The organism is Mixta sp. Marseille-Q2659, assembly GCF_940807255.1.
In the GTDB taxonomy this organism is placed as follows: Bacteria; Pseudomonadota; Gammaproteobacteria; order Enterobacterales; family Enterobacteriaceae; genus Mixta.
In genome coordinates this window covers 79054-103835 of the sequence record NZ_CALNWY010000001.1, presented here as the reverse complement: position 1 = coordinate 103835, position 24782 = coordinate 79054, and the positions used below count along the sequence as shown (strand labels likewise).

Sequence of the window (24782 nt, the reverse complement as noted above, 5' to 3'; positions counted from 1 at the left end):
GTTTTAGTGCATTATAGTTTCAGGTTTGATAACGCGATATTCCGGCCGTTGGAGAGGTGGAGAAAAAAGCCCATCCGAAGATGGGCTGAAAGTTTCCACGGCAACAAAAAACTCAAACTTATTAAACGCTGTAGTAAAGCTCGAACTCTACCGGGTGCGGCGTCATACGCACGCGCTCCATTTCAGACTTACGCAGTTCGATATAAGCATCGATCGCATCATCGGTGAACACGCCGCCGCGGGTCAGGAACTCACGGTCTTCGTTCAGCGCGCTCAGAGCTTCTTCCAGAGAAGCGGCTACTTTTGGAATTTCAGCCTCTTCTTCCGGCGGCAGGTCATACAGGTTTTTATCCATAGCATCGCCAGGATGGATCTTGTTGATGATGCCGTCCAGGCCAGCCATCAGCAGCGCAGCGAACGCCAGGTACGGGTTAGCAGCTGGATCCGGGAAGCGGGCTTCGATACGGCGCGCTTTCGGGCTGGAAACCACCGGAATACGGATAGATGCTGAACGGTTACGCGCGGAGTAGGCCAGCATAACCGGCGCTTCGTAACCCGGAACCAGACGCTTGTAAGAGTTGGTGGTTGGGTTAGCCAGGGCGTTGATCGCTTTGGCGTGCTTGATTACGCCACCGATGTAGAACAGCGCGGTTTCAGACAGGCCGCCGTATTTGTCGCCAGCGAACAGGTTAGTGCCGCCTTTAGACAGAGACATATGGCAGTGCATACCAGAGCCGTTATCGCCAAACATCGGTTTCGGCATAAAGGTTGCGGTTTTGCCGTAAGCGTGTGCGACGTTATGCACGACATATTTGTAGATCTGAATTTCGTCCGCTTTTTTCACCATGGTGTTGAAACGGGTCGCCACTTCGTTCTGACCAGCGGTGGCCACTTCGTGGTGATGCGCTTCAACAACCAGGCCCATCTGCTCCATGGTTAAACACATGGCAGAACGGATGTCCTGTGAGGAGTCAACCGGCGGAACCGGGAAATAGCCGCCTTTCAGGCCCGGACGGTGGCCTTTGTTGCCGCCTTCGTATTCTTTACCGGTGTTCCATGCTGCTTCGATGTCATCGATAGCAACGTGAGAGCCGGAGGTGCTGCTGCCAAAGCGAATATCGTCAAACAGGAAGAATTCCGGCTCTGGGCCAAACAGTACGGTGTCGGCAATGCCGGAAGAACGCAGGAAATCTTCGGCGCGCTTGGCGATAGAACGCGGATCGCGATCGTAGCCCTGCATGGTGCCAGGTTCCAGGATGTCACAACGGATGATCAGCGTTGAATCTTCAAAGAACGGGTCCAGAACAGCCGTGGTCGGATCCGGCATCAGCACCATGTCTGATTCGTTAATGCCTTTCCAGCCGCCGATGGAAGAACCATCAAACATTTTGCCGTCTTCAAAGAAGTCTGCGTCAACCTGATGCGCAGGAATCGTTACATGCTGTTCTTTACCTTTGGTATCGGTAAAGCGCAGGTCAACAAATTTCACTTCGTGTTCGTTCATCATCGAAAGAACGTGTTCAGCAGACATACTCAACTCTCCAGGTAATTATTTGTCGTCGTGGTGAGAGAACTTCGCTGGCCAGGCGCGTAAAGATGGGCGTACAGCAGGCAACAATGTTCTCAGACAAGCTATCAACCGTTGTGGAAACTGTCGTTTTGGCTTACGTAGATTAAAGCGAATTTTGTGCCAACTTTTTTATTCGGGCTAAAAAGCGCTATTATAAGCGCTCTCGCCAAACGAGGGATGCACCATGATGGATGTCGCGCACCATTATAGTGCAATTGGGTAGAGTTTAGGCACTGTTATGGTGCAGTTGGTCAATCGGGTGCATTTTTTGCACTGAAAGTGGTGTTTAAGGCAACCCCTGCAGCATTCTTTCTTTGATATTTGTGATCCTGTTCAGTCCTTCGATTAATCCGTGTACAATAGCGCGCTATTTCTAATGCCTGAGGCAAAGCTGTGATCGAAAATTTGCGTAACATCGCCATTATTGCGCACGTTGACCATGGGAAAACCACCCTGGTTGACAAACTGTTGCAACAGTCTGGCACTTTTGATGCCCGTACTGAAGCAACCGAGCGTGTAATGGACTCCAACGATTTGGAGAAAGAGCGTGGGATTACCATCCTCGCGAAAAATACCGCCATCAAATGGAACGACTATCGTATCAACATCGTTGATACCCCAGGACACGCCGACTTCGGTGGTGAAGTTGAGCGCGTAATGTCCATGGTTGATTCAGTGCTGCTGGTTGTCGACGCGATGGACGGCCCAATGCCGCAGACGCGTTTCGTGACCAAAAAAGCTTTTGCTCACGGCCTGAAGCCGATCGTGGTTATCAACAAAATCGACCGTCCTGGCGCGCGTCCTGACTGGGTTGTCGATCAGGTGTTCGACCTGTTCGTAAACCTTGATGCGACCGACGAGCAGCTCGACTTCCCAATTATTTACGCTTCCGCCTTGCAGGGTATTGCTGGCGCCGACCATAACGATATGGCTGACGACATGACACCGCTGTATCAGGCGATTGTTGACCACGTTCCGGCGCCAAACGTTGACCTGGACGGCCCGCTGCAGATGCAGATCTCGCAGCTGGACTACAACAACTACCTGGGCGTTATCGGCATCGGCCGCATTAAACGCGGTAAAGTGAAGCCGAACCAGCAGGTTACGGTTATCGACAGCGAAGGTAAAACGCGCAACGCGAAAGTCGGCAAGGTGCTGGGTCACCTGGGTCTGGAGCGTATCGATACCGATCTGGCCGAAGCGGGCGACATCATTGCGATTACCGGTCTTGGCGAGCTGAACATCTCCGATACCATCTGTGATCCGCAGAATGTTGAAGCGCTGCCAGCGCTGAGCGTGGATGAGCCGACCGTTACCATGTTCTTTAACGTAAACACCTCACCGTTCTGCGGTAAAGAAGGTAAATACGTCACTTCACGTCAGATCCTTGATCGTCTGAAGAAAGAGCTGGTACATAACGTTGCGCTGCGCGTTGAAGAAACCGAAGACGCTGATGCGTTCCGCGTTTCTGGCCGTGGCGAACTGCACCTCTCCGTACTGATCGAAAACATGCGTCGTGAAGGCTTTGAGCTGGCGGTATCCCGTCCGAAAGTTATCTTCCGCGAAGTTGACGGCCGTAAGCAGGAACCGTTCGAGAACGTGACGCTGGATATCGAAGAACAGCATCAGGGCGCGGTCATGCAGGCGATGGGCGAACGTAAAGGCGACATGAAAAACATGGACCCGGATGGCAAAGGCCGCGTACGTCTCGACTACGTGATCCCAAGCCGTGGCCTGATCGGCTTCCGTAACGAATTCATGACCATGACGTCCGGTACCGGTCTGCTGTACTCCACCTTCAGCCACTACGACGACGTACGTCCAGGCGAAGTGGGTCAGCGTCAGAACGGCGTACTGATCTCTAATGGTCAGGGCAAGGCTGTCGCCTTTGCGCTGTTCGGTTTGCAGGATCGCGGCAAGCTGTTCCTGGGTCACGGTGCGGAAGTTTACGAAGGCCAGATTATCGGTATTCACAGCCGCTCTAACGACCTGACGGTAAACTGCCTGACCGGTAAAAAACTGACCAACATGCGTGCGTCTGGTACGGACGAAGCCACCACTCTGGTGCCGCCGATCAAGATGACGCTGGAGCAGGCGATCGAGTTTATCGATGATGACGAACTGGTAGAAGTTACCCCGACGTCCGTACGTATTCGTAAACGTCACCTGACGGAAAACGATCGTAAACGCGCTTCACGCGGCAGCAAAGACGTTTAATGTTGCTTGCTGATAAGTGATGAAATGGCTCCGTAAGGAGCCATTTTTTTGCCCATTCTCTCCTGATGTGTGCCAGTGGCTCCTTTCGCTGGTGGCGTCCCATTTCCTCCCTCCTTTTCGCCATACTCTGTTCAGCCTGCGCTTTTATCGCTAGAGTGAATAACTCAACGGGATGAAAGGGGATGACCATGCTGTATATCTTTGATTTAGGTAATGTCATTGTAAATATCGACTTCAGCCGGGTTCTGGGCGTCTGGAGCGACCTTGGCCGTGTCCCGCTGGCGTTGTTGCAAAGCCGCTTTCAGATGGGTGAAAATTTTGCGCGGCACGAGCGCGGAGAAATTAGCGATGAGCAATTTGCCGCTAACCTGTGCGCCGAACTGGATATTGCATTGAGCTACGAACAGTTTGTTGCGGGTTGGCAGGCGGTATTCGTCGGCCTGCGTCCTGAAGTTATCGCCCTGATGCAAAAGCTTCGCAGCAATGGCGAACGCGTGGTCATCCTCTCTAATACGAATCGACTGCACTGCGATTACTGGCCGTCGCAATACCCGGAGGTACAGCTGGCTGCGGATAAACTCTATCTGTCGCAGGATATGGGAATGCGTAAGCCAGAAGCGCGTATTTATCAACGTGTGCTGGAGGAAGAGGGCGTCAGTGCCGGAGACGCGGTTTTCTTTGATGACAATCTGGAAAATATCGAAGCGGCGCGCCAGCTGGGGATCACCACCGTTCACGTCACCGATGCGCAGGTCGTTCCCGACTGGTTTGCCCGTCATGGTTAACTAATGGCGCCGCTCTCTTTACGTCAGCGCATTCGCTCAGCGGGTGCGTGGTTAAAGCTGCTTTGGCAGCGTATTGAACATGACGGTATGACCACCGAGGCGGGCAATCTCGCCTTTGTCTCACTGCTGGCGCTGGTGCCGCTGGTCGCCGTGGTTTTTTCGCTGTTTGCCGCCTTTCCCGTTTTTGCCGACATTAGCGTACAGCTTAAGCATTTTATTTTTAGTAACTTTGTCCCGGCAGCGGGCAATGTCGTGCAGGATTATCTCGATCAGTTCGTCGCGAACGTCAATAAAATGACGGTGGTCGGTGCGGTCGGGTTGATTGTCACCTCGCTGTTACTGATGCACTCCATCGACAGCGCGCTAAATGCCATCTGGCGCAGTCAGAAAAAACGCCCGCTGGTCTACTCTTTTGCCGTTTACTGGATGATTTTAACGCTCGGCCCGCTGCTGGCCGGCGCCAGCCTGGCGATCAGTACCTGGCTGCTCTCACTGAAATGGGTTGCTGTCAGCGGCATGACCGGACTTATCGATCAGGCGCTGCGTATTTTCCCGCTGCTGTTCTCGTGGCTGGCTTTCTGGCTGCTGTACAGCCTGGTGCCGACCACGCGCGTGCCACAGCGGGATGCGCTGGTCGGCGCGCTGGTGGCGGGCGTGTTGTTTGAACTGGGTAAAAAGGCGTTTGCGCTCTACATCACCATGTTTCCTTCGTATCAGTTGATTTACGGCGTATTGGCCGTCATCCCGATCCTGTTTCTGTGGGTTTACTGGACGTGGTGTATCGTATTGCTGGGTGCGGAAATTACCGTCACGCTGGGAGAATATCGCCAGCGACAACAACAAAAAAAGTGTAGTGAGGAAGCATGATTGCATTGATTCAGCGGGTTCAGAGTGCCAGCGTCACGGTTGCGGATGAAACCGTGGGCAAGATTGGCCCCGGTTTGCTGGTATTGCTGGGTGTGGAAAAAGAGGATACCGAACAGAAAGCGCAGCGCCTGTGCGAACGCGTATTAGGCTATCGAATTTTTAGCGATGAAAACGGCAAAATGAACCTTAACGTGCAGCAGGCTGGCGGCAGCGTATTGGTGGTTTCACAGTTTACGCTGGCCGCCGATACGCAAAAAGGCATGCGCCCCAGCTTTTCACGCGGCGCCGAGCCGCAGGAGGCGGAGCGTCTTTATCACTACTTTAGCGACTGCTGCCGCCAACAGAATATTAACGTTGAGAACGGGCGTTTCGCCGCAGATATGCAGGTTGCATTAGTGAATGATGGGCCGGTGACTTTCTGGCTACAGGTATGATGCTGCTGGCCGCAGACGTCAAAAATCGCCACGCCCACCCCGAACGAGAGAATCCTTTTATGTATCACCTACGAGTGCCGGAAACCGCCGAAGAACTGGAAATGTATTACCAGTTTCGCTGGGAGATGTTACGTAAGCCGCTGCGTCAGCCGCAGGGTTCGGAGCGCGACGCCTGGGATGCGATGGCGCATCATCAAATGGTTGTGGATGAGCAGGGTAAACCTGTCGCCGCTGGTCGTCTTTATATTAATGCGGACAATGAAGCTTCGATTCGTTTCCTGGCGGTACATCCAACGGTGCAGGGCAAAGGCCTGGGTACGCTGGTGGCGATGACGCTGGAGTCCGTAGCGCGTCAGGAAGGCGTAAAACGCGTAGTCTGCAGCGCGCGCGAGGATGCGGTAGAGTTCTTCGCCAAGCTGGGCTACCTCAACCAGGGCGAAATCACCGCGCCGCTCACCACGCCGGTGCGTCACTTCCTGATGATTAAACCGGTTATCACGCTGGATGACATTTTGCATCGCGCCGACTGGTGCGGACAGCTGCAACAGGCCTGGTACGAGCATATTCCGCTAAGTGAAAAAATGGGCGTGCGTATCACGCAGTACACCGGGCAAAAATTTATGACTACCATGCCGGAGACAGGCAACCAAAACCCGCACCATACGCTGTTTGCGGGTAGCCTGTTTTCACTGGCGACGTTGACCGGCTGGGGTCTGATCTGGCTGCTGCTGCGCGAGCGTCATTTAGGCGGCACTATTATTCTGGCCGATGCGCATATTCGTTACAGCCAGCCTATCAGCGGTAAGCCGAGCGCCTGTGCCGATCTCGGCTCGCTGAGCGGCGATCTGGATCGTCTGGCGCGTGGACGCAAAGCGCGCGTACAGCTGGAAGTTGAACTGTTTGGCAATGAAGAGCGTGGAGCAACATTTAGCGGCGTTTATATTGTGCTGCCCGCCGATCCCGACGGGCCGTTGGAGCCTCACTGAGACGTACTGATTTCCCCATGCGTCATGGTTTGCTGTAGCGTTTGCCCGTCTGACGATAGCGTTAAGGTGCCGTTAGCGCTCTGTTTTAACGGCGTGCCTGCCGCCAGGCGCGCATTCAGCTTCAGCTGCAGGGAAGACTGGCCGGTTAACGTTACCGCCGGCCAACCCCAGTTTTGCAGTACGTCAGGCGGAACCGCCTGACCGTTCAGCGTTAAAGCGAGATTGCGCGCTGGCGTTTGATCCAGCGTCGCCGTCCCTTCAAGCAGCCCTTTTTCCGCAAAGGCGCTCATTTCCGTTACGTTAATCTGATTACTGTTGGCATTGAGCGCCAGCGAGGGATGGCGAAGATCGGTACGGTTAAACGTCGCTTCCGCCGCGTTGAGGTTAAGCGTGCCCTGCCAGACACCCCACTGATGATTACGCGCCAGCAGCAGATCGGAACCGTTGGTATCCAGCGCCGTTATCTGAAACGGGAACTGCGGATTTATGTCGATAATCAGGTTGCGGTTGCCGCTCAGCTTTTTCACCTTAACGCTATCAAGCCAGTCCGGCAGCGTTGCCATCCAGCGATCGCGCCAGTTTTCCGGCAGCGTATATTCCAGACCCGCCAGTACCAGTTCATCCAGCGTCAGCTGTCGGCTTTGCCGTTCCCAACTACCCTGCGCCCGAATGAGTCCGTTTACCCAACGTGAACTAAAGCGGGCATCGGCTACGCCCTGAGGCGAAAAATCGAGGTTCAGAATTGGATCGTTTAAAGTGAGCTGACCGTTAATAAAGTTGTCTGCATTCAACGCCAGCGAGCCGTCGTCGCTTTGCCATTCGCCATGTCGTAAGGTCAGATTTTTCAGCAGCAGGTCGAGATCGGTCACTGCCCAGTCTGGCCCCTGCAAACGCGCATCGGTCATATCGACACGGGAAAAATGCACCGAAGGCAAATTGCGCAGCGGCTGTAAAAAGTCGTTAAGGGATTTATCCGTTTGAAGACGAATATCATTTAAGCGCAGCGCAGACACATTCCAGTTGCCCTGCATATCGCGTTGGGCGCTACCGGTTACGGATCCGCGTGCTAAATCGGCACCGAAGTTGTTGATAATCAGTTGTTTATCACTGACCCTTCCCTGAATCAGCGCATTGGAGGCGTTCAGCCCATTAAAGGCCACGCTATCGGCGCTTAACTGGAAGCTGGCATTATTGCCCAGAATATTGCCAGGGCGGGGCAGCCACGGGATCACGCCGCCGTTTAAGGTTGTGGCCTCCATCGCCAGCCGGGAACTTTTCACGCTGATATTACGCAGCTGTAAACGATCGGCCTGCAGCGGCCAGGCCAGGTTCGCCGGCATGTTAGCAGCATTCAGCGTACCGTCCTGTAGCTCAATGCGCGCAAAATGCCGGGGCTGGTTGAACACCGAAAGCGACAGGCCGAGCTTCACGCTTTTGGCGACAATAACGGCGGGCTTGCCGTCGTGGCCAAAAGTGAGGTTATGCAGGATCAGCAGCGAAGGATCGGAGAAGTTATGTTCTATTTTGGCGACAGAAAGATGATATGCCGTATCGTCGCTTATCCGCCGACTGGCCCATTCAGCGCCCCAGCGGGTTTGCAGCAAAATATATAGCACGACCACGATGAGCAGCAGTAGCAACAGCAGCGAAAGAATTAACTTTCCGACAAATTTCATTTGCATCCTTCCGTATGAATTTCCGGTATCGCCTGTTATGCCTTAATTACTGGCATAGCTCAACCGTCGGGTTGTAAAGGCGGAAATAATTACCCGATGCAAAGGGCGGGCTGCTGCCCGCCCGGGAAGGCTTACTTCTCCTGAGGGAAAAGCAGGTTTAAGACAATTGCGGTAATCCCGCCGGCGGCGATACCTGAAGAGAGCAACGTTTTTAACCAGTCTGGCGCAAACTGCAGGATCAGCGGCTGCTGAGAAACACCAAGTCCTACCGCCAGCGACAGCGCCATAATCATAATAGCGCGGCGATTAAGCGGCTCACGTGAAACGATGCGCACGCCGGACGCCGCGATGGTGCCGAACATCACAATGGTTGCGCCGCCCAGCACCGGCTCTGGAATATGCTGTACGAAGCCGCTCACCGCCGGAAACAGACCAAGCAATATCAGCATCAGCGCCACAACGAAACCGACATAGCGGCTGGCAACGCCGGTCAGCTGAATAACGCCGTTGTTCTGGCCGAAACAGGAGTTAGGAAAGGTGTTAAACAGCGCGGAAACAAAAGAGTTGAGGCCGTTCGCCAGTACGCCGCCTTTCAGGCGTTTCATATAGAGCGGCCCGCTAACCGGCTGCTCTGAAACATCGGAGGTCGCGGTAATATCACCAATGGTTTCCAGTGAGGTCACCATAAAGACCAGCATCAGCGGAATCAGCAGGTTCCAGTCAAACCCCAGTCCGTAATAAAGCGGCATCGGCACGGCCACCAGCGCGCTGTTTGACGGCGTCGTATTGTCCGGCAGCATGCCCAGCGTCCAGGCCAGCAGATAACCCACGGCCATAGCGATCACCAGCGATGCCACGCGCAGATAAGGGTTGCGCTGACGATTGAGCAGAATAATCACCGCCAGCACCACGCCCGCCAGCAGCAGGTTTTTCGGCGCGCCGAAGGTATGATCGTTCATCGCGGCAAAGCCGCCGCCGATAGAGGTGAGCCCAACCTGAATCAGCGACAGGCCGATAATCATCACCACAATCCCGGAAACCAGCGGCGTAATAATGCGACGTGCCAGGTGCAGCAGACGGGAAAGAATCATCTCCGTACAGGAGGCAACCATCAGCGTGCCAAACAGAGCCGCCATCATGGTTGGCACATCGGCGCCGCCGTTTTTTAACGCCAGACCGCCCATAATCAGCGGGCTGACAAAGTTAAAGCTGGTGCCCTGAATAGAGAGCAGTCCCGATCCTACCGGCCCCCAGGTTTTAATCTGGATAATCGACGCCACGCCGGAGGCGAACAGCGACATGCTGATAATGTGCTGCGTATCCTGAGCGGGCAAGCCCAGCGCCTGGCAGATCAGCAGAGCGGGCGTAATAACCGCAACGAACATAGCCAGCAGATGCTGACAGGCCGCGAACAGCGTTTGCGGGAGCGGTGGACGATCTTCCAGACGGTAAATAAGTTCGCTCTTCGGCGTCGCTCCAGAAGCGGACGGGGCGATTTCATTAGGGTTGGCGGACATGATGTGGGTTCCCTGAAAAAGCAAAGTGGCGATTGTAATCGACTGCATCGCAAAAGCAATCGTTTGCCAACGCACGTTCAGGGTTTAAAAGGTTTATTTATTCTGGATCAGAAAAGGGAAAGGCCGGTCAGGCGTTGGTATAACGATCGGTTTCTGGCAGCCAGCGTTCTATCAGCGCCTGCGCCTGTTCGGGGTAATGCTGGTGGATATGGCGAGCAATGCGCTGTACTTCAGGGATTAGCGCCTGATCGCGCAGCAGGTCGGCGACTTTAAACTGCGCGTTGCCCGTCTGGCGTGTTCCGAGAAGCTCGCCTGGTCCGCGAATCTCCAGATCGCACTGGGCAATGACGAAACCATCATTGCTGTCGCGTAAAACCTGCAAACGCTTTTGCGCCGTTTTGCTCAGCGGCGCTTTGTAAAGCAGCACACAGTGCGAGGCGACGGCGCCGCGTCCCACGCGTCCGCGCAGCTGATGCAGCTGGGCGAGACCGAGCCGTTCCGGGTTTTCGATAATCATCAGGCTGGCGTTGGGCACATCGACGCCGACTTCAATAACCGTGGTGGCGACCAGTAACTGGAGCTGACCCTGCTTAAACGCCTGCATTACCTCCTGCTTTTCCTGCGGCTTCATGCGGCCATACACCAGGCCAACCTGCAGATCCGGCAGCGCCAGTTTTAACTCTTCCCACGTGGCTTCTGCCGCCTGCGCTTCCAGCAGATCGGATTCTTCAATCAGCGTACAAACCCAGTAGGCCTGACGGCCTTCCGTCTGACAGGCGCTTTTCACCCGCTCGATAATTTCCGCCCGGCGTGAATCGGGGATCGCCACCGTGGTCACCGGCGTACGTCCCGGCGGCAGCTCATCGATAACTGACGTATCCAGATCGGCGTAGGCGGTCATTGCCAGCGTGCGCGGAATTGGTGTTGCGGTCATGATCAGCTGGTGAGGATGAAATCCCTGTTCTTCGCCTTTTTCCCACAGCGCCAGGCGCTGATGCACGCCGAAGCGATGCTGCTCATCAATAATAACCAGCGCCAGGCCGTTAAACTGCACCTGTTCCTGGAAAATGGCATGTGTGCCGACCACCATCGACACCTGGCCACTAGCGATCGCTTCCTGCTGCGCCAGACGCGCTTTGCCTTTCTGCTTGCCTGCCAGCCAGCCGACCTCCAGGCTCAGCGGCGCCAGCCACTGACGGAAGTTATTGGCGTGCTGCTCTGCCAGCAGCTCAGTCGGTGCCATCAGCGCAACCTGTTTACCATGCGCAATAACATTCAGGGCGGCCAGCGCGGCGACCAGCGTTTTCCCGGAACCCACGTCGCCCTGCACCAGCCGCATCATGGGATAGTCGTGAGTAAGATCCTGCTCAATTTCTTTCACCACTCGCTGCTGCGCGGCGGTCGGTTTAAACGGCAGCGCCGCCAGCAGTCGATCGCTTAGCTCATGGCGCGGCTGCATCGGCAGCGCATGATAGCGCTGTGCGCCAGCGCGTACGGCCAGCATGCTCAGGTTATGCGCCAGCAGCTCTTCAAGGATTAAACGGCGCTGCGCCGGATGGCGCCCGCTTTCCAGATCGACAAGCTGCATATCCGGCGGCGGGCGATGCAACGTACGTAGCGCGTCGGGCAGACTCAGCAGGCCACCGCGAAGTTCAGCAGGCAGCAGTTCAGCAATCGGACAGGTATCCAGCAGCGTAAGCGCCTGGTCGGTCAGATTACGCAGTGTCGCCTGGCGAATGCCCTCGGTTGTGGGATAAACCGGCGTAAGGGTTTCCTGTAGCTCGGTAACGCCGTGTTCGCCCTGAATGCGGTATTCAGGATGAATAATTTCCGCACCGCGCTGACCGCGTTTTATCTCGCCATAGGCGGTCACGCGCGCGCCGGGCGCCAGTCCGTTTTTCATGCCGGCGTTGAAATTGAAAAAGCGCAGCGTCACTACGCCCGAACCATCGCTGATCTGGCTGACCAGCATACGTCGGCGGCCAAAGGTAACGTCGGTATGCAGCACTTCACCTTCAACCGTTGCCCAAATGCCGGGCAGCAAATCACTAATCCGGTAGAGCTGCGTGCGGTCTTCGTAACGCAGCGGCAGATGCAGCAACAGGTCCTGCACGGTATGCAGCCCGATCTTCGCCAGCTTTCCGGCCTGGCTTGCGCCTACGCCGGAAAGCGTGCTTAGCGGAACGGCATCCAGCAGGCGGCCTTTCATCGCTTGCCTGTTGACTGCATGGCGGCCCACCATTCGGTATCGGCGACCACTTCACCATTGTCGTCGATTTCCGGGTAGGGCAGCTGTTTCTGTTTTGCCACGCGCGCCAGCACCGGATAACCACCTTCAAACAGCAGGCGCTGTTGCTCGGCGCGCGGCAGCGTGCTGCTGTCGCGCTGATACATTCCGGCGTTCTGCCGCTGCCGCTGCGCTTCATACAAAATAAGCGCGGAAGCGACGGAAACATTCAGCGACTGCACCATACCGACCATCGGAATAATAATGTCCCGATCGGCCAGCGCCAGCGCTTCCTGCGTGATGCCGGTTTTTTCCTGACCCATTAAAATGCAGGTCGGACGCGTATAGTCGATTTCACGGAAATCGACCGCTTTGGCGGAGAGGTTGGTTGCCAGGATCTGCATGTCCTGCTGTTTCAGATGGGATACCGCATCCGCAATGGTACGGTGCGTTTTTACCTGCACCCAGCTGTTGCTGCCTGCGGCGGAAGAGACGACGGTACGCATCCGGTTGGCAGGCCAGATGGCATGGACTTCGTGAACGCCCACCGCGTCCGCCGTACGAATAATGGCGGACACGTTGTGGGGCTTGTGTACCTGCTCCATGCATACGGTGAGATCGTGCTGGCGGGCAGCCAGCATCTCGCGTATACGAGCAAAACGTTGAGCATTCATGCGCTAATTTCGGTTACGGTGAACTTTGATCACGTCCGGCATCACGCGAATTTTACGCATAATATTTGCCAGGTGAACGCGATCGCGCGCCGTCAGACGAATAAAGGTGCTGTAAACGCGGCCGTCACGCTCTTCGGTGTTCAGGCTCTGAATATTCGAACCCGCGGTATTAATTGCCGCCGTCAGGTTCGCCAGCGCGCCCTGATGATTAAACATATCCACTTTAATTTCAGCGACGAATTCCTGCTCGGTGACCTTGTCCCACTCCACCGCCATAAACTTCTCAGGCTCTTTCTGATAGCCACGAATGTTACGGCAGGATTCATGGTGAACCACCAGCCCTTTACCTGGGCTGACGTGCGCCACAATCGGATCGCCTGGAATCGGACGACAGCATTTGGCAAAGGTAATCAGCACGCCATCAGCGCCTTTGATCGGCAGTTTACTGCGCGACGTGGCGCTGGTGGATTGTCCGCCTGCGGTGTCCAGCAGGTTCTTCGCCACCACCACGCTCATGGCGTTGCCGAGACCGATTTCCGCCAGCAGATCGTCCAGCGAAGCCAGCTTCATGCGCTCCAGCTCCTGCTCAATGCTGACCTGCGGGATTTCAGCCAGTTTACGGCTGCCGCCCAGGGCATGGTTAAGCAGGCGTCGACCCAGACTCACCGAATCTTCGCGTTTGAGGTTTTTCAACAGCTGGCGAATTTTGGCGCGCGCTTTTGAGCTGACGACAAAGTTAAGCCAGGCAGCGTTTGGCCGGGCACCGGGCGCGGTGATAATCTCAACCGTCTGACCGCTGGCCAGCGGCTGTGAAAGCGGGTAAGGCTGCCTGTCAACGCGCGCACCCACGCAGGCATGACCAATATCGGTATGCACGGCATAGGCGAAGTCTACCGGCGTCGCGCCGGCGGGCAGTTCGACAATACGTCCTTCCGGCGTAAAAACGTAAATCTCATCCGGGAACAGATCGGATTTCACGCTTTCGATAAATTCAAAGGAGCTGCCGGCGCTCTGCTGTAATTCCAGCAGGCTTTGTAGCCAGCGCTGCGCGCGGATCTGTGCGGTCGTGCCGCTTTCGCCTTGTTCTTTATAGGCCCAGTGCGCCGCAACCCCCATTTCCGCCATCTGATCCATATCTTCCGTACGAATCTGCACTTCAACCGGTACGCCATGCGGACCAATCATCGACGTATGCAGCGACTGATAGCCGTTCGCTTTCGGAATAGCGATATAGTCTTTTACGCGGCCCGGACGCGGTTTGTACAGGCTATGCATCTGACCCAAAACGCGGTAGCAGGTATCCACATCGCGGACGATCACGCGAAACGCGTAAATATCCATAATGGAGTGAAAGCGCTGCTCTTTCAGGTGCATTTTGCAATAGATGGAATAGAGATGTTTTTCCCGGCCAAATACGCGACAGGGAATACCGGCTTCCTGCAAACGCCCTTCGATCTCCGCGAGGATTTTCTGGATCATCTCCTTACGGTTACCGCGCGCGGCTTTCACCACTTCTTTAATAACGCGATAACGGTTGGGATAAAGCGCTTCGAAGCCCAGCTCTTCCAGCTCGGTTTTCAGATGATGAATACCCAGGCGATGAGCCAGCGGACTGTAGATTTCCAGCGTTTCACGGGCGATGCGCCGACGTTTATCAGGCCGTAGCGAACCCAGCGTACGCATATTGTGCGTGCGGTCGGCCAGTTTGATCAGGATGACGCGAATATCCTGCACCATTGCCATGATCATCTTGCGGAAGTTTTCCGCCTGCGCCTCTTTTTTATCCCGGAACTTCAGCTTATCCAGTTTGGATACGCCTTCAACCAGCTCGGCGACGCTTTTGCCGAACAGCTGTTCCATGTCCTGATAGGTGGCGGGAGTGTCTTCAATCACGTCGTGCAGCAGCGCGGCCATGAGGGTTTCATAGTCGAGCTTCATTTCCGCCAGAATACAGGCGACGGCGACGGGATGCGTGATATAAGGCTCGCCGCTGGAGCGTGTCTGCCCCTCGTGAGCATCACGTGCGACAAGGTAAGCTTGCTTGAGGCGCTTGATCTGCTCCTCAGGCAAGTATTTTTCAATCAGCTGATTGAGGCTTTCAAAAAGATACAAGGGCGAGCCTTCCGGCTAATTAACGACGACCTTCAGCGATAGCGGTAACAGCCTGCAATTCAGCGGCTTCCTGCTCATGCTGTTCCTGGCGCTCACGAACATCAAGGATCTGATTAGTGATCAGGCCTTCTTCGATTTCACGCAGAGCGATAACGGTCGGTTTATCGTTCTCTTCCGGTACCAGCGGATCTTTACCGCTCACCTGCATCTGACGTGCGCGACGTGCAGCGACCAGAACCAGGTCAAAGCGGTTACCAATTTTCTCTACTGCGTCCTGAACGGTTACGCGTGCCATAAGTGTGCTACTCCACAGGTGAAGAAATGACTCGGCATAATACTGAAAGTGACTTCAGTCTGCCAACAGTTTGCTGATTAAGGCATCATGTCGGGCTTTTTGACGGCCCATACGCAGACGCTCAGCGCGAATGATGGTTTTCAGATCCAGCAGCGCCAGATCGAAATCATCATTGACGATTAAATAGTCGTATTCGGCATAATGGCTCATTTCCGCCACGGCCTGCGCCATACGACGGGCGATAACCTCTTCGCTGTCCTGACCGCGGCCACGTAAGCGGCGATCCAGTTCTTCTTTCGAAGGCGGCAAAACAAAAATGCTGCGTGCCGTCGGCATTTTCTGCCGGATCTGCTGCGCGCCCTGCCAGTCAATATCTAAAAAGACATCAACGCCGGTCGCCAGTACTTGATCTATGGCTGCGCGTGAAGTGCCGTAATAGTTGCCAAACACTTCGGCATGCTCAAGAAAAGCATCCTGCGCGATCATCGTTTCAAACTCTTGTTTGGAAACGAAATAATAATGTTCGCCGTGCTGCTCGCCCGGGCGCATCCCGCGCGTGGTGTGCGAAATGGATACCTGAGTATCGTACAGCGGCTGCGTTTTCAGCATAGCCTGAATCAGGCTGGATTTACCCGCACCGCTGGGGGCAGAAATAATATAAAGCGTGCCTTGAGCCATGATTGTTCTTGAAGTGTGTAAAAGAGCGGAGACTGTTTCCTGCACAGTATACACAGCTTGCCGCCGCCATGCAGCGTTTGCGCCGTTCCGCTGTCGTTTTTCTTCCTTTTTGGAAAGTTTTCCTCATGAAGTGAAGTGATTTGCACGCCTTGCAATAAAAATCCGCGCGCCGTTTTCCAGTTTAGTACCGTGCTTCTCGCTGTATCACTGTTTATGGGTTTTACTGCCGCAGCAGAGAACAAGGAGAGGGTGATGGCAGAGAAAAGGATTTTATGGTTGCTGTGGCTGTTTGCCGGAACGGCACAGGCACTTTGTCCCCGCTGGACGCCGGTTCGCGCAACGGAAGAAATCGCCCAGCTGCAACAGCAGTTACGCAGCTGGGATCAGGCCTACTATCGTGACGGCCAAACACTGATTGACGACACGCTTTATGACAGCCTGCAGCAGCGGCTTCGGCAATGGCAACGCTGCTTTCAGCCGGCCATTGCGCCCGATCGCTCAGTCTGGGCGGATAACGGCACGGTCGATCATCCCGTCGCTCATACCGGCGTCAAAAAACTACCGGATAAGCTGGCTGTGGCTTACTGGATGCAAGACAAAGAAGCGCTCTGGGTACAGCCGAAGGTTGATGGTGTCGCGGTGACGCTGGTGTATCGGCAGGGGAAACTGGCAGCCCTTATCAGTCGCGGCGACGGCCTTAAAGGACAGAGCTGGCTGGATAAGGCCGCCGCGATCCCTGCGATCCCGCGAGAGATTCCTGATAAGAGCGATGAGCTGGTATTACAGGGTGAACTCTTTTTAACCGTGACCGCTCATCAGCAAGCGAAGCAGGGCGGCGTTAATGCTCGTGCCCAGGTTGCTGGAGCCCTGATGCGTCAGACTCCGTCGCCCTTACTGGCCCAACTGGGCGTTTTTATTTGGGCCTGGCCGGATGGGCCAAAAACCATGGCGATGCGGCAGGCGGCGCTTAAGCAGTTAGGGTTCGGTCTGGCCAGTGCATGGACGCAACCGGTAGCCAGTGAAGAGGATGTCGCCCGCTGGCGCGATCGGTGGTTTCACGCTCCTTTGCCCTTTGTAACCGATGGCGTAGTGATCCATCAGGACAAGCGTTCAACTGGCAAGCAGTGGATGCCGGGCAGCAGCGAAGAGATTGCTGCCTGGAAATATAATCCTCCAATAGTCAGCAGTGAAGTTCAGTCCATCGATTTCCCTGTGGGACGCACCGGAAAAATTGCGGTAGTGCTTAATGTCGCGCCGGTACAGCTGGATGATAAAACCGTACGTCGGGTTAATTTAGGATCTCTGGCTCGCTGGCAGGCGCTTGATATTGTGCCAGGCGATCAGGTGGTCATTGGCCTCGCGGGGCAAGGCATTCCGCGCTTCGAGAAAGTGATCTGGCGCGTTACCCAGCGTAATCGGCCTGACGCGCCAAACCCAGAGCAATACCATAGCCTGAGCTGTTTTGATAACAGCCCCCACTGTCGAAAACAGTTTCTTTCACGGCTGAGCTGGTTGAGCCAAAAGGATGTCCTCGATCTGCCAGGTATCCAGCGTAGCACCTGGCAACGTTTGATTCTGCACCCCGATTTCCTGCATCTTTTTTCATGGCTCAATATGGATATTGAACAGCTTTCAGCCGTACCGGGCGTGACACCTCAAAGAGCCAGGCAGCTAAGACATTATTTCGACAGAGTGCAGCATCAGCCATTTCGTCGCTGGGTAAAAGCGCTTGGCGTACCTTTGCCGTCAGCGGCGCTTAATGCGTTACCCGATGATGACTGGGATGGGCTGTTGGCGCGCAGCGCCCACGACTGGCAACAGCTGCCGGGCATGGGCGCTACGCTGGCAGAAAAGGTCGTAAACTGGCTGAAGGATAAGCAGGTAAGGGCGCTGATTGATTTTATTCAGCAGAGGCGGGCCAGTCAGCAGCAGGCAGAATAACTGCGTTATCCTATCCTGCCTCATCACTATTACGTAATCATTAATGTTCAGGGTGCGGGTAATTGAAAACGGGCAGCCCCAAACGAAAACGCAGCGCTAACAGGCGGGAAAGAAAACCAAACAGCAGGGTAATGATGATAACTGTTTCATGCGACAGCGGCGTTTTTAACAACAGAATGTAGAGCCAGCCTGCGGCAAACGCGATACCGGCATACAACTCTTTCTGAAAAACCAGCGGAATACGATTACAAAACATATCGCGCAGCACGCCGCCAAATACGCCGGTAATCACCGCGCTGATGGCCGCAATAATAGAGGCGTGGCCCATATCAAGCGCAACCTGAGCGCCAATAATAGAGAAAACCACCAGTCCCAGCGCATCCAGCACCAGAAAAACTTTGCGCAAATGCGTCATCAGAGGAGCGACAACCGTAGTAATGACAGCGGCAACCGCAACAATAATGATGTATTCAGGGTGTTTTACCCAGCCGAGCGGATAATGGCCCAGCAGCATATCGCGTACAGAACCGCCGCCGATAGCAGTGACTGACGCAATAATGATCACGCCAAAGAGATCCATTTTTCGCCGTCCGGCCGCAAGCGCGCCGGTCATCGCTTCGGCAGTAATGCCAATGATATAGAGAACGGTCAGTAACATAGCCAGCTCCAGGAAAACGGTGGCAAAGCCTACAGCGCTTCTCTGAGTGTAGACGAGTGAAAATTTCTAAGGCATCTGCTTACGGATTAGTTCTTTTTATGCGAAGCGGGTAAATAAGCAGGCGTGCGGAAGATAAAAAAGCGCGCTATGGCAGCGCGCTTAATAAAATATCCGCTGACGGATACTTTTCCACCCGTAAACAACTTTATTATTATACCAGCGTGTTTTCACTCTTTAACGTAACGGCAGGACGGGCTTTACGCCGTACGATCTGTTTAAGCTCCAGTACCAGCGGATCGCGACTGCTTAACATCATTAATCCCCATACCAGTGCGCCTGCTGCAATCTGTATTGTCAGGATCGCCATAACTGGCATCATTTCTTCTAGCGCGTAGCCAAGAGCATAACTAATCCAAAGCGTCGGCAGCGCCATACGTAGCGGCATCCACTGGCTGGCAAAGTAGGCTTTGCCGCTGGCGCCTAACATAGGACGAATTAACGCGAAATAATTCATCAATACAGTCAGTGCCTGTAGCGCCGTAAAGCCGATGGTAGCGCCCATAAGACCGCCCCATTGCGCGCCCAGCCAGACGGCGGGGATAGAAAGAACCAGACGCAGTGCATTCAGCTTTGAACTAATATCGACCGTACCTTTAGCCATAACTAACGCGCCGACCGGATTATTAATGGCCCGCATAATGCCTGCGATACACAGCACTTGCAGCACCGGCGTAATAAACAGCCAGCGTTCGCCAAAAATGCTCAACACCAGATTATGTGCGACGCCAATCATGCCTAACAGTGCAACAAAATTTAGCAAGCTCATGATGGACAGCATTTTATAAAAGTTATGGCGCAGACGCGGCTGGTCATCCTGCATCTGAGCAAACGCCGGAAACAGCACGCGCGTCAGAATTGGGTTGATCTTGGCGGGTGGCATCACGGCCAGATTGTAAGCCAGGTTATAACCACCGGTTGCGATCGCGCCCAGCAGTCGCGAAAGCAGCATGGTTGGCATATTCATACTCAGCTGATTAATTAAGCTGTCAGCGGTAAGATAGCCGCCATAGCGTAAATTACTGCGCACGCTTTTCAGATCAAAAACAAACTGGGGACGATAAATCTCCCTGCCGTAATAGCAAAACAGCAGCATTCTCACCGAAACCATGGTGAGATAACCCCAAATAGCGCACAGCGCCGATGGGTAAAAGTATGCAGAAATGAGCGTAACGGCAAAACCTGATAGTGCCGCCAATACTTCGGTTCGTCCAATCTGAGTAAATGCCAGTTCTTTTTGTAACAGCGCCCGAAATTGCTGACCCTGCGGGATAATGATAAAAGCAACAGATAACGCTTCAATAAGATCGTTTAATGCTGGCTGATGAAGCAGATTACTAATATATTGACTACTGGAGTAGACAATAATAAAAATCACCGCGCCAATAATAATATTCAGCCAGTATAATGTAGATAACTCCACCTCTGACATGGATTTTCGCTGTATAACTGAATTGGACAAACCAAAATCAGAAAGCGTATCTACCAGCGTTAAAATAACCAACGCAATGGTAAGTAAACCAAACTGGTTGGGATCAATAATTCTGGCCAGCAGGGCCAGCTGTAAAACGCCGAGCCCAATCGTCATCACTGAAGATATTGCTGACCACTTTGCTCCATTTAATGCTTTTTGCTTCAAAGACATAGTATACTCTTAACGGTAAAGCTACCATTTTTAAAATGAGAAAATCCTGGGCGTTATTCTTATTATTCTTTATTGCAGGTGAGTCAGATAATTAAAGCGCAATGGAAAAGTAATTGTCTCTGAAGCAGGGGAGACCATGCTGTTGTCGCCATGTTTTAACAACATTAACCATGCTCTGTGGTGTGGTAATATTAAACTCCTGCGGGTAACAAATAAGATCTGTTCCTGCAGGATGGCCTGATAACAAAACAAATTCCATTGCCGCCTTCAGTAATCCTTCCGTTGTTTCAAACTCAGCGAGCAGTATTTTACGTGCAAGCTCGGTATATTCTTGCTCGGTAAAGTCTTGCAGAGATGTGCGTTCCATAGGGATTTCCTGGAATGTCTGATTATTAGAAATTGCTGTGTGCAGGGAGATTTATAACTTTTTTTATCTCAAGAATCACCATAAGAAATATCTGAAATTATTATTTTAATAATAAATGGATGTATAAAATAAATGAATTATAAAATCAGCAAGAGGAAATTAATTTTTGCTCTGATGAGTTAATTTTTATCGTGACAGAAAACATACAGTTGAAAGCAATTAACTTATTGATTATTAATGGTATTTTTATTGGGTTACTTAAGATTAATCCGCCTTTCGATAGTTTAATTTTATTAAATTATTTCGTTAAAAATGCGCCACCGTAGATAAACAGGCTGCATTATTGGCGGTGGCGTAATTTTGTTCAGATCCAAATTAAATTAAGCCCCATTAATGGAGAAAAAGGGTATCTGTAATGAGAGTTTTTGGTGACTTGCTAAAATGTTCTAACTTCGCAACATTAAATTTCTTTAAAAACAACAGATTAAAATTAATTTCATGCCGATGTGTTGGGCAGTGCCTGCATGGTCAAGTTGTTACCAGCTGATATAGCCGTTGCAGATCATGCTGTAACACGTCCAGTTCCTGCTGAAATTTTTCATCGGAAGTAAAAGGCTGGCGAAAAAGCGTAAGTAACACCTGTGCGCCTTCCTGATTCGGCACGATACGCATCGGCATATATATTTCCTTACCGAAGCCATTATCAATCCAGTAATCCATTACGCCATACTCGTTATGCGCCGAAAAGCGCGCTTTTGGTACACTGGCCGAATGCTTGCCTTTTGCTTCATTTCCAGCAGGTTGCAAAGGTAGCTCGCCCAGCCCTGTTACCCATTTTGGAAAAAACTCAGGCTTCCAGATGGTTTCATAAAGATCCAGCCATTGACGCTTAATGGTCAGGCTTAGCGTTTGTGATGGCAGCACGTATCCTCCTGAAAAAACTAATAGCGATGTAAGCATTGTAGAACGTTCATGTGAAAAGCCTATGCGACCTAAAAGGCTTTCATAACGGGGCAAAGCGTTGCCGCACCGCTTATTTGAGACCTTTCTCTTTTTAAATATTTGCAGATTCGGCCAGGGTAACCCTTTTACTAAACGGATGTTCAGGAATCGCTTATATGAAAAGAAGCGTATTGTTTTTATTGATCAGTGCGTTACCTGCTTTTTTTTTTGCGCCGCACAGGCAAAAAATTATCCCCACGGGCGTTCGCATAGTATTTCAGTAGCAGAGGCAAAAAAGCTGCCTGATAATGCTTTTGTGGTACTGGAGGGCGAAATTGTCGGTCGGGCAAAATACGATGATGATAAATACTGGTTTAAAGATAATACCGGTCGCATCAAGGTAGATGTAGACGAAGATGAAGTGGTTTTCAAAAGGCGGGTTCAGCTCATTGGCGAGGTAGACCGCAACGATGGTCAGCTTGAAATTGATGTCGATCGGGTGCATTTCATACATTAATCGGTAGTTATTGATCAATGATGTCTTAAAACCGGTTCAGCATTAGCGGCTAAAAAACCTCACTTCGTTAAAAAGCCTGAGCCCGGTTATGTACCGAACTCAGGCTTTTTACTGCGAAATCAACTCAGCCCCATGTTACGGACAATTGTCGATTAAAGGCTGCTAAAAATTATTCAATATTCTGAATCTGCTCGCGCATTTGCTCAATAAGCACCTTCAATTCAATGGCTGAAGCGGTGACATCCGCATTAATCGATTTCGAGGCCAGCGTATTCGACTCACGATTAAATTCCTGCATCATAAAATCAAGGCGGCGTCCGACGGCCTCTTTTTTCTTCAGGATATTATAGGTTTCTTTAACGTGTGCTTCGAGGCGATCCAGTTCTTCAGCGACATCGATGCGCTGGGCCATCATCACCAGTTCCTGCTCAACACGATTGTTGTCCAGCTGTAGCTGAGCCTCTTCCAGTTTGGTCACCAGGCGTTCGCGCTGCCATTTCAGCACATCCGGCATCCATGCACGTACTTTTTTCACTTCGGCGCTAACGCCTTCAAGGCGCTGTTCGATCATGCTTTTCAACGCGGCGCCTTCGCTTTCGCGTGCGGCAATGAAATCATCAATCGCCAGTTCCAGCGTCGCGATCAGCTCAGCGTTAATTGCATCCAAATCTTGATCCTGTGCGGACATAACGCCAGGCCAGCGTAAAATATCGACGGGATCAATCGCGCCATCGGCATTTTGCTGTTTAACCCACTGTGCAGCTTCTAACAGCTGTTTGGCCAGTGCCTGATTAAGGATCAGCGCGCTTTGCGCGCTTGGATCGGCATCAAAACGTAAACTGCACTCAATCTTCCCGCGAGTAAGACGGTTGCGCAGGCGCTCACGAATTACCGGTTCCAGGCTGCGGAATTGTTCAGGCAGACGAATATAGGTTTCAAGATAGCGTTGGTTCACGGAACGCAGCTCCCAGGCTGCGCTGCCCCATTCGCCTTTGGTTTCTCGCCGGGCGTAGGCGGTCATGCTGCGGATCATTTTGCGTACCCGTATTAAGTAAAGTTCCAAGGATTATAGCGATGCCGCCTTCCCCTTAACAGGTAAAGCATCAATTAAGATGAATATATTATGTTGGCTGCCGTTGCGTATTAAAGCATTTTGACGGATTAGCGCGCCGGAAGGACCGCAAACAGCAATTTTTCGCTACAGATGGCTTTGAATTTTTAACAGAAAAGGAAGGGGTTTAATTACAATAGATGTAGAGAGATAAATAAGGAGATTTACTGCCGGCAATACAAATGAGTTTTTAAGTACTCCAGTAGAACCTGTATTTTTCTTGCGTTTTATTAAGGGGTTATTTAGCGTTTTTTTGTGAATCATAAAAAATAATTTATAAATTAATTTTATAATGCCATGAAATTAAAGTACATTATAATTATTATAAAAATAATTTACCATCTATAATTAAATATATTTTTTATAAAAACTTTTTAAAACTCATGTTAAGTTTTTCAAAATAAAGCATTTGATTATTAATCGAGTTGGTTAGAAATTTAATAAATATGAAAATTATACTTTCACCTTAAATTATTTGTTTAGTTTTGAACAAGCACATTCATTACCGCTGGCGGGGTAAGCTAAGCTTGTGGGAAGTTTACCTGTTTTATCCGTCTGCTTAAGGGCAATTCTTTAACCGATTTATTATCCGATCTCCTGCCGCTGCTGTTGCTTGCCGTCATGGTTATGTTTATTGCGCTAAAATCCTTCCGCGAAACGCTTGATTAAATCAGCCCCAGTTCACCTTTTCTGGCTGCGTTCCTGAAATGGGCCGGTAGGCAGGCAGAGCTGAAAACCGTATAATGCGCAGCCAATCTTAGCAAGCCGGAGAAAAACCATGCGTCCAGCAGGCCGTCTCACACAGCAGGTGCGTCCCGTCACCCTGACTCGTCATTACACCAAACATGCAGAAGGTTCTGTACTGGTTGAATTCGGTGATACCAAGGTACTTTGTAATGCGACCGTCGAAGAAGGTGTGCCGCGTTTTTTGAAAGGTCAGGGCCAGGGCTGGATCACCGCCGAATATGGCATGCTGCCGCGCTCAACCCATAGCCGTAATGCGCGCGAAGCGGCCAAAGGTAAACAGGGTGGGCGGACGCTTGAAATTCAGCGCCTGATCGCACGCTCGCTGCGCGCAGCGGTCGATTTGAAAGCGCTGGGCGAATATACCATTACGCTTGATTGCGATGTGCTGCAGGCTGATGGCGGCACGCGTACGGCTTCTATTACCGGTGCCTGCGTAGCACTGGCTGATGCGCTGAATGCGTTAGTAGCCGCCGGCAAACTGGCGAAGAACCCGATGAAAGGCATGGTGGCTGCCGTTTCTGTCGGTATTGTTAACGGTGAAGCATTATGCGATCTGGAATATATCGAAGATTCCGCCGCTGAAACTGATATGAACGTGGTAATGATGGAAGATGGCCGCATGATTGAAGTTCAGGGCACCGCCGAAGGCGAACCCTTCAGTCATGAAGAGTTGTTGACGCTGCTGGCGTTGGCGCGAGGCGGTATCGATACCTTGATTCAGGCGCAGAAGGCGGCGCTAAATAATTGATCATTTCAGGC

General features: G+C 52.4%; 21 protein-coding genes. 8 read left to right on the top strand and 13 right to left on the bottom strand.

Features of this window, described 5'->3' with window-relative positions:
- Positions 1-121 precede the first annotated feature (121 nt).
- Positions 122-1531: a glutamate--ammonia ligase gene (gene glnA / locus P3C52_RS00490; RefSeq protein ID WP_275553288.1), complete on the bottom strand. Its 1410-nt coding sequence runs from the start codon at positions 1529-1531 to the stop codon at positions 122-124.
- Between the two features lie 432 nt (positions 1532-1963).
- Between glnA and typA the strand changes: the two genes are divergently transcribed.
- The 5 genes from typA to fabY all read left to right on the top strand — a co-directional run bounded on the left by typA (position 1964) and on the right by fabY (position 6859).
- On the top strand, positions 1964-3787 hold the full coding sequence (gene typA / locus P3C52_RS00485) for a ribosome-dependent GTPase TypA (RefSeq protein ID WP_275553287.1): 1824 nt from the start codon (positions 1964-1966) through the stop codon (positions 3785-3787).
- A 188-nt stretch (positions 3788-3975) separates the two neighbouring features.
- Positions 3976-4572, top strand: a complete 597-nt coding sequence (yihX, locus tag P3C52_RS00480) for a glucose-1-phosphatase (RefSeq protein WP_275553286.1) — start codon at positions 3976-3978, stop codon at positions 4570-4572.
- A gap of 3 nt (positions 4573-4575) precedes the next feature.
- Positions 4576-5439 carry a virulence factor BrkB family protein gene (locus P3C52_RS00475; RefSeq protein ID WP_275553285.1) on the top strand — a complete coding sequence of 288 codons (864 nt, stop codon included), beginning with the start codon at positions 4576-4578 and terminating at the stop codon, positions 5437-5439.
- Positions 5436-5873, top strand: a complete 438-nt coding sequence (gene dtd, locus P3C52_RS00470) for a D-aminoacyl-tRNA deacylase (RefSeq protein ID WP_275553284.1) — start codon at positions 5436-5438, stop codon at positions 5871-5873. Before P3C52_RS00475 ends, dtd begins: the two co-directional genes overlap by 4 nt.
- A 59-nt stretch (positions 5874-5932) precedes the next feature.
- Positions 5933-6859 (top strand): fatty acid biosynthesis protein FabY, encoded by a 927-nt coding sequence (gene fabY, locus P3C52_RS00465; RefSeq protein WP_275553283.1) that lies wholly within the window; start codon positions 5933-5935, stop codon positions 6857-6859.
- Here fabY and P3C52_RS00460 read toward each other — a convergent pair.
- From P3C52_RS00460 to gmk, 7 genes are all read right to left on the bottom strand, one after another.
- A complete protein-coding gene (locus P3C52_RS00460; RefSeq protein ID WP_275553282.1) occupies positions 6853-8535 on the bottom strand; it encodes an AsmA family protein in 1683 nt (560 codons plus the stop codon). The two genes, fabY and P3C52_RS00460, sit on opposite strands and share 7 nt — an antisense overlap.
- Before the next feature lie 131 nt (positions 8536-8666).
- Complete coding sequence (locus tag P3C52_RS00455; RefSeq protein ID WP_275553281.1) at positions 8667-10052, bottom strand: uracil-xanthine permease family protein; 1386 nt, start codon at positions 10050-10052, stop codon at positions 8667-8669.
- Between the two features lie 127 nt (positions 10053-10179).
- The gene (recG, locus tag P3C52_RS00450) at positions 10180-12261 is read right to left on the bottom strand and encodes an ATP-dependent DNA helicase RecG (RefSeq protein WP_275553280.1); all 2082 of its coding nucleotides are present in this window, start codon (positions 12259-12261) and stop codon (positions 10180-10182) included.
- On the bottom strand, positions 12258-12953 hold the full coding sequence (gene trmH, locus P3C52_RS00445; protein WP_275553279.1) for a tRNA (guanosine(18)-2'-O)-methyltransferase TrmH: 696 nt from the start codon (positions 12951-12953) through the stop codon (positions 12258-12260). Before trmH ends, recG begins: the two co-directional genes overlap by 4 nt.
- A 3-nt stretch (positions 12954-12956) precedes the next feature.
- Positions 12957-15065: a bifunctional GTP diphosphokinase/guanosine-3',5'-bis pyrophosphate 3'-pyrophosphohydrolase gene (gene spoT, locus P3C52_RS00440; RefSeq protein ID WP_275553278.1), complete on the bottom strand. Its 2109-nt coding sequence runs from the start codon at positions 15063-15065 to the stop codon at positions 12957-12959.
- 19 nt (positions 15066-15084) lie between these two features.
- A complete protein-coding gene (gene rpoZ / locus P3C52_RS00435; RefSeq protein ID WP_085069262.1) occupies positions 15085-15360 on the bottom strand; it encodes a DNA-directed RNA polymerase subunit omega in 276 nt (91 codons plus the stop codon).
- 54 nt (positions 15361-15414) lie between these two features.
- Positions 15415-16038, bottom strand: coding sequence for a guanylate kinase (gene gmk / locus P3C52_RS00430; RefSeq protein WP_275553277.1), 624 nt, complete (start codon positions 16036-16038; stop codon positions 15415-15417).
- Positions 16039-16290: 252 nt separating this feature from the next.
- Here gmk and ligB point away from each other — a divergent pair, with 252 nt between their 5' ends.
- Positions 16291-17979 carry an NAD-dependent DNA ligase LigB gene (gene ligB, locus P3C52_RS00425; RefSeq protein ID WP_275553276.1) on the top strand — a complete coding sequence of 563 codons (1689 nt, stop codon included), beginning with the start codon at positions 16291-16293 and terminating at the stop codon, positions 17977-17979.
- 40 nt (positions 17980-18019) lie between these two features.
- Here the strand turns inward: ligB and P3C52_RS00420 are convergent, their stop codons facing one another.
- From P3C52_RS00420 to P3C52_RS00405, 4 genes are all read right to left on the bottom strand, one after another.
- Positions 18020-18637, bottom strand: coding sequence for a trimeric intracellular cation channel family protein (locus P3C52_RS00420; protein ID WP_275553275.1), 618 nt, complete (start codon positions 18635-18637; stop codon positions 18020-18022).
- A gap of 211 nt (positions 18638-18848) precedes the next feature.
- Positions 18849-20339: an MOP flippase family protein gene (locus P3C52_RS00415; protein WP_275553274.1), complete on the bottom strand. Its 1491-nt coding sequence runs from the start codon at positions 20337-20339 to the stop codon at positions 18849-18851.
- Between the two features lie 91 nt (positions 20340-20430).
- Positions 20431-20706, bottom strand: coding sequence for a bacteriocin immunity protein (locus P3C52_RS00410; protein ID WP_275553273.1), 276 nt, complete (start codon positions 20704-20706; stop codon positions 20431-20433).
- A gap of 528 nt (positions 20707-21234) precedes the next feature.
- On the bottom strand, positions 21235-21630 hold the full coding sequence (locus P3C52_RS00405; protein WP_275553532.1) for a polyketide cyclase: 396 nt from the start codon (positions 21628-21630) through the stop codon (positions 21235-21237).
- Positions 21631-21727: 97 nt separating this feature from the next.
- Between P3C52_RS00405 and P3C52_RS00400 the strand changes: the two genes are divergently transcribed.
- Positions 21728-22165, top strand: coding sequence for a NirD/YgiW/YdeI family stress tolerance protein (locus P3C52_RS00400; protein ID WP_275553272.1), 438 nt, complete (start codon positions 21728-21730; stop codon positions 22163-22165).
- Between the two features lie 169 nt (positions 22166-22334).
- Here P3C52_RS00400 and P3C52_RS00395 read toward each other — a convergent pair whose 3' ends face one another.
- Entirely contained in the window at positions 22335-23198 is an 864-nt protein-coding gene (locus P3C52_RS00395) for a YicC/YloC family endoribonuclease (protein WP_275553271.1), read from the bottom strand.
- 856 nt (positions 23199-24054) lie between these two features.
- Between P3C52_RS00395 and rph the strand changes: the two genes are divergently transcribed.
- Positions 24055-24771, top strand: a complete 717-nt coding sequence (gene rph, locus P3C52_RS00390; protein WP_275553270.1) for a ribonuclease PH — start codon at positions 24055-24057, stop codon at positions 24769-24771.
- Positions 24772-24782: the final 11 nt, after the last annotated feature.

Bases quoted from the DNA above. Each gene is read 5' to 3' on its own strand.
- gmk (WP_275553277.1), bottom strand. From the start codon at position 16,038: ATGGCTCAAGGCACGCTTTATATTATTTCTGCCCCCAGCGGTGCGGGT.
- ligB (WP_275553276.1), top strand. From the start codon at position 16,291: ATGGCAGAGAAAAGGATTTTATGGTTGCTGTGGCTGTTTGCCGGAACG.
- trmH (WP_275553279.1), bottom strand. From the start codon at position 12,953: ATGAATGCTCAACGTTTTGCTCGTATACGCGAGATGCTGGCTGCCCGC.
- P3C52_RS00395 (WP_275553271.1), bottom strand. From the start codon at position 23,198: ATGATCCGCAGCATGACCGCCTACGCCCGGCGAGAAACCAAAGGCGAA.
- rpoZ (WP_085069262.1), bottom strand. From the start codon at position 15,360: ATGGCACGCGTAACCGTTCAGGACGCAGTAGAGAAAATTGGTAACCGC.
- yihX (WP_275553286.1), top strand. From the start codon at position 3,976: ATGCTGTATATCTTTGATTTAGGTAATGTCATTGTAAATATCGACTTC.
- P3C52_RS00415 (WP_275553274.1), bottom strand. From the start codon at position 20,339: ATGTCTTTGAAGCAAAAAGCATTAAATGGAGCAAAGTGGTCAGCAATA.
- recG (WP_275553280.1), bottom strand. From the start codon at position 12,261: ATGAAAGGCCGCCTGCTGGATGCCGTTCCGCTAAGCACGCTTTCCGGC.
- dtd (WP_275553284.1), top strand. From the start codon at position 5,436: ATGATTGCATTGATTCAGCGGGTTCAGAGTGCCAGCGTCACGGTTGCG.
- P3C52_RS00475 (WP_275553285.1), top strand. From the start codon at position 4,576: ATGGCGCCGCTCTCTTTACGTCAGCGCATTCGCTCAGCGGGTGCGTGG.
- P3C52_RS00420 (WP_275553275.1), bottom strand. From the start codon at position 18,637: ATGTTACTGACCGTTCTCTATATCATTGGCATTACTGCCGAAGCGATG.
- glnA (WP_275553288.1), bottom strand. From the start codon at position 1,531: ATGTCTGCTGAACACGTTCTTTCGATGATGAACGAACACGAAGTGAAA.
- P3C52_RS00410 (WP_275553273.1), bottom strand. From the start codon at position 20,706: ATGGAACGCACATCTCTGCAAGACTTTACCGAGCAAGAATATACCGAG.
- rph (WP_275553270.1), top strand. From the start codon at position 24,055: ATGCGTCCAGCAGGCCGTCTCACACAGCAGGTGCGTCCCGTCACCCTG.
- fabY (WP_275553283.1), top strand. From the start codon at position 5,933: ATGTATCACCTACGAGTGCCGGAAACCGCCGAAGAACTGGAAATGTAT.
- P3C52_RS00460 (WP_275553282.1), bottom strand. From the start codon at position 8,535: ATGAAATTTGTCGGAAAGTTAATTCTTTCGCTGCTGTTGCTACTGCTG.
- P3C52_RS00455 (WP_275553281.1), bottom strand. From the start codon at position 10,052: ATGTCCGCCAACCCTAATGAAATCGCCCCGTCCGCTTCTGGAGCGACG.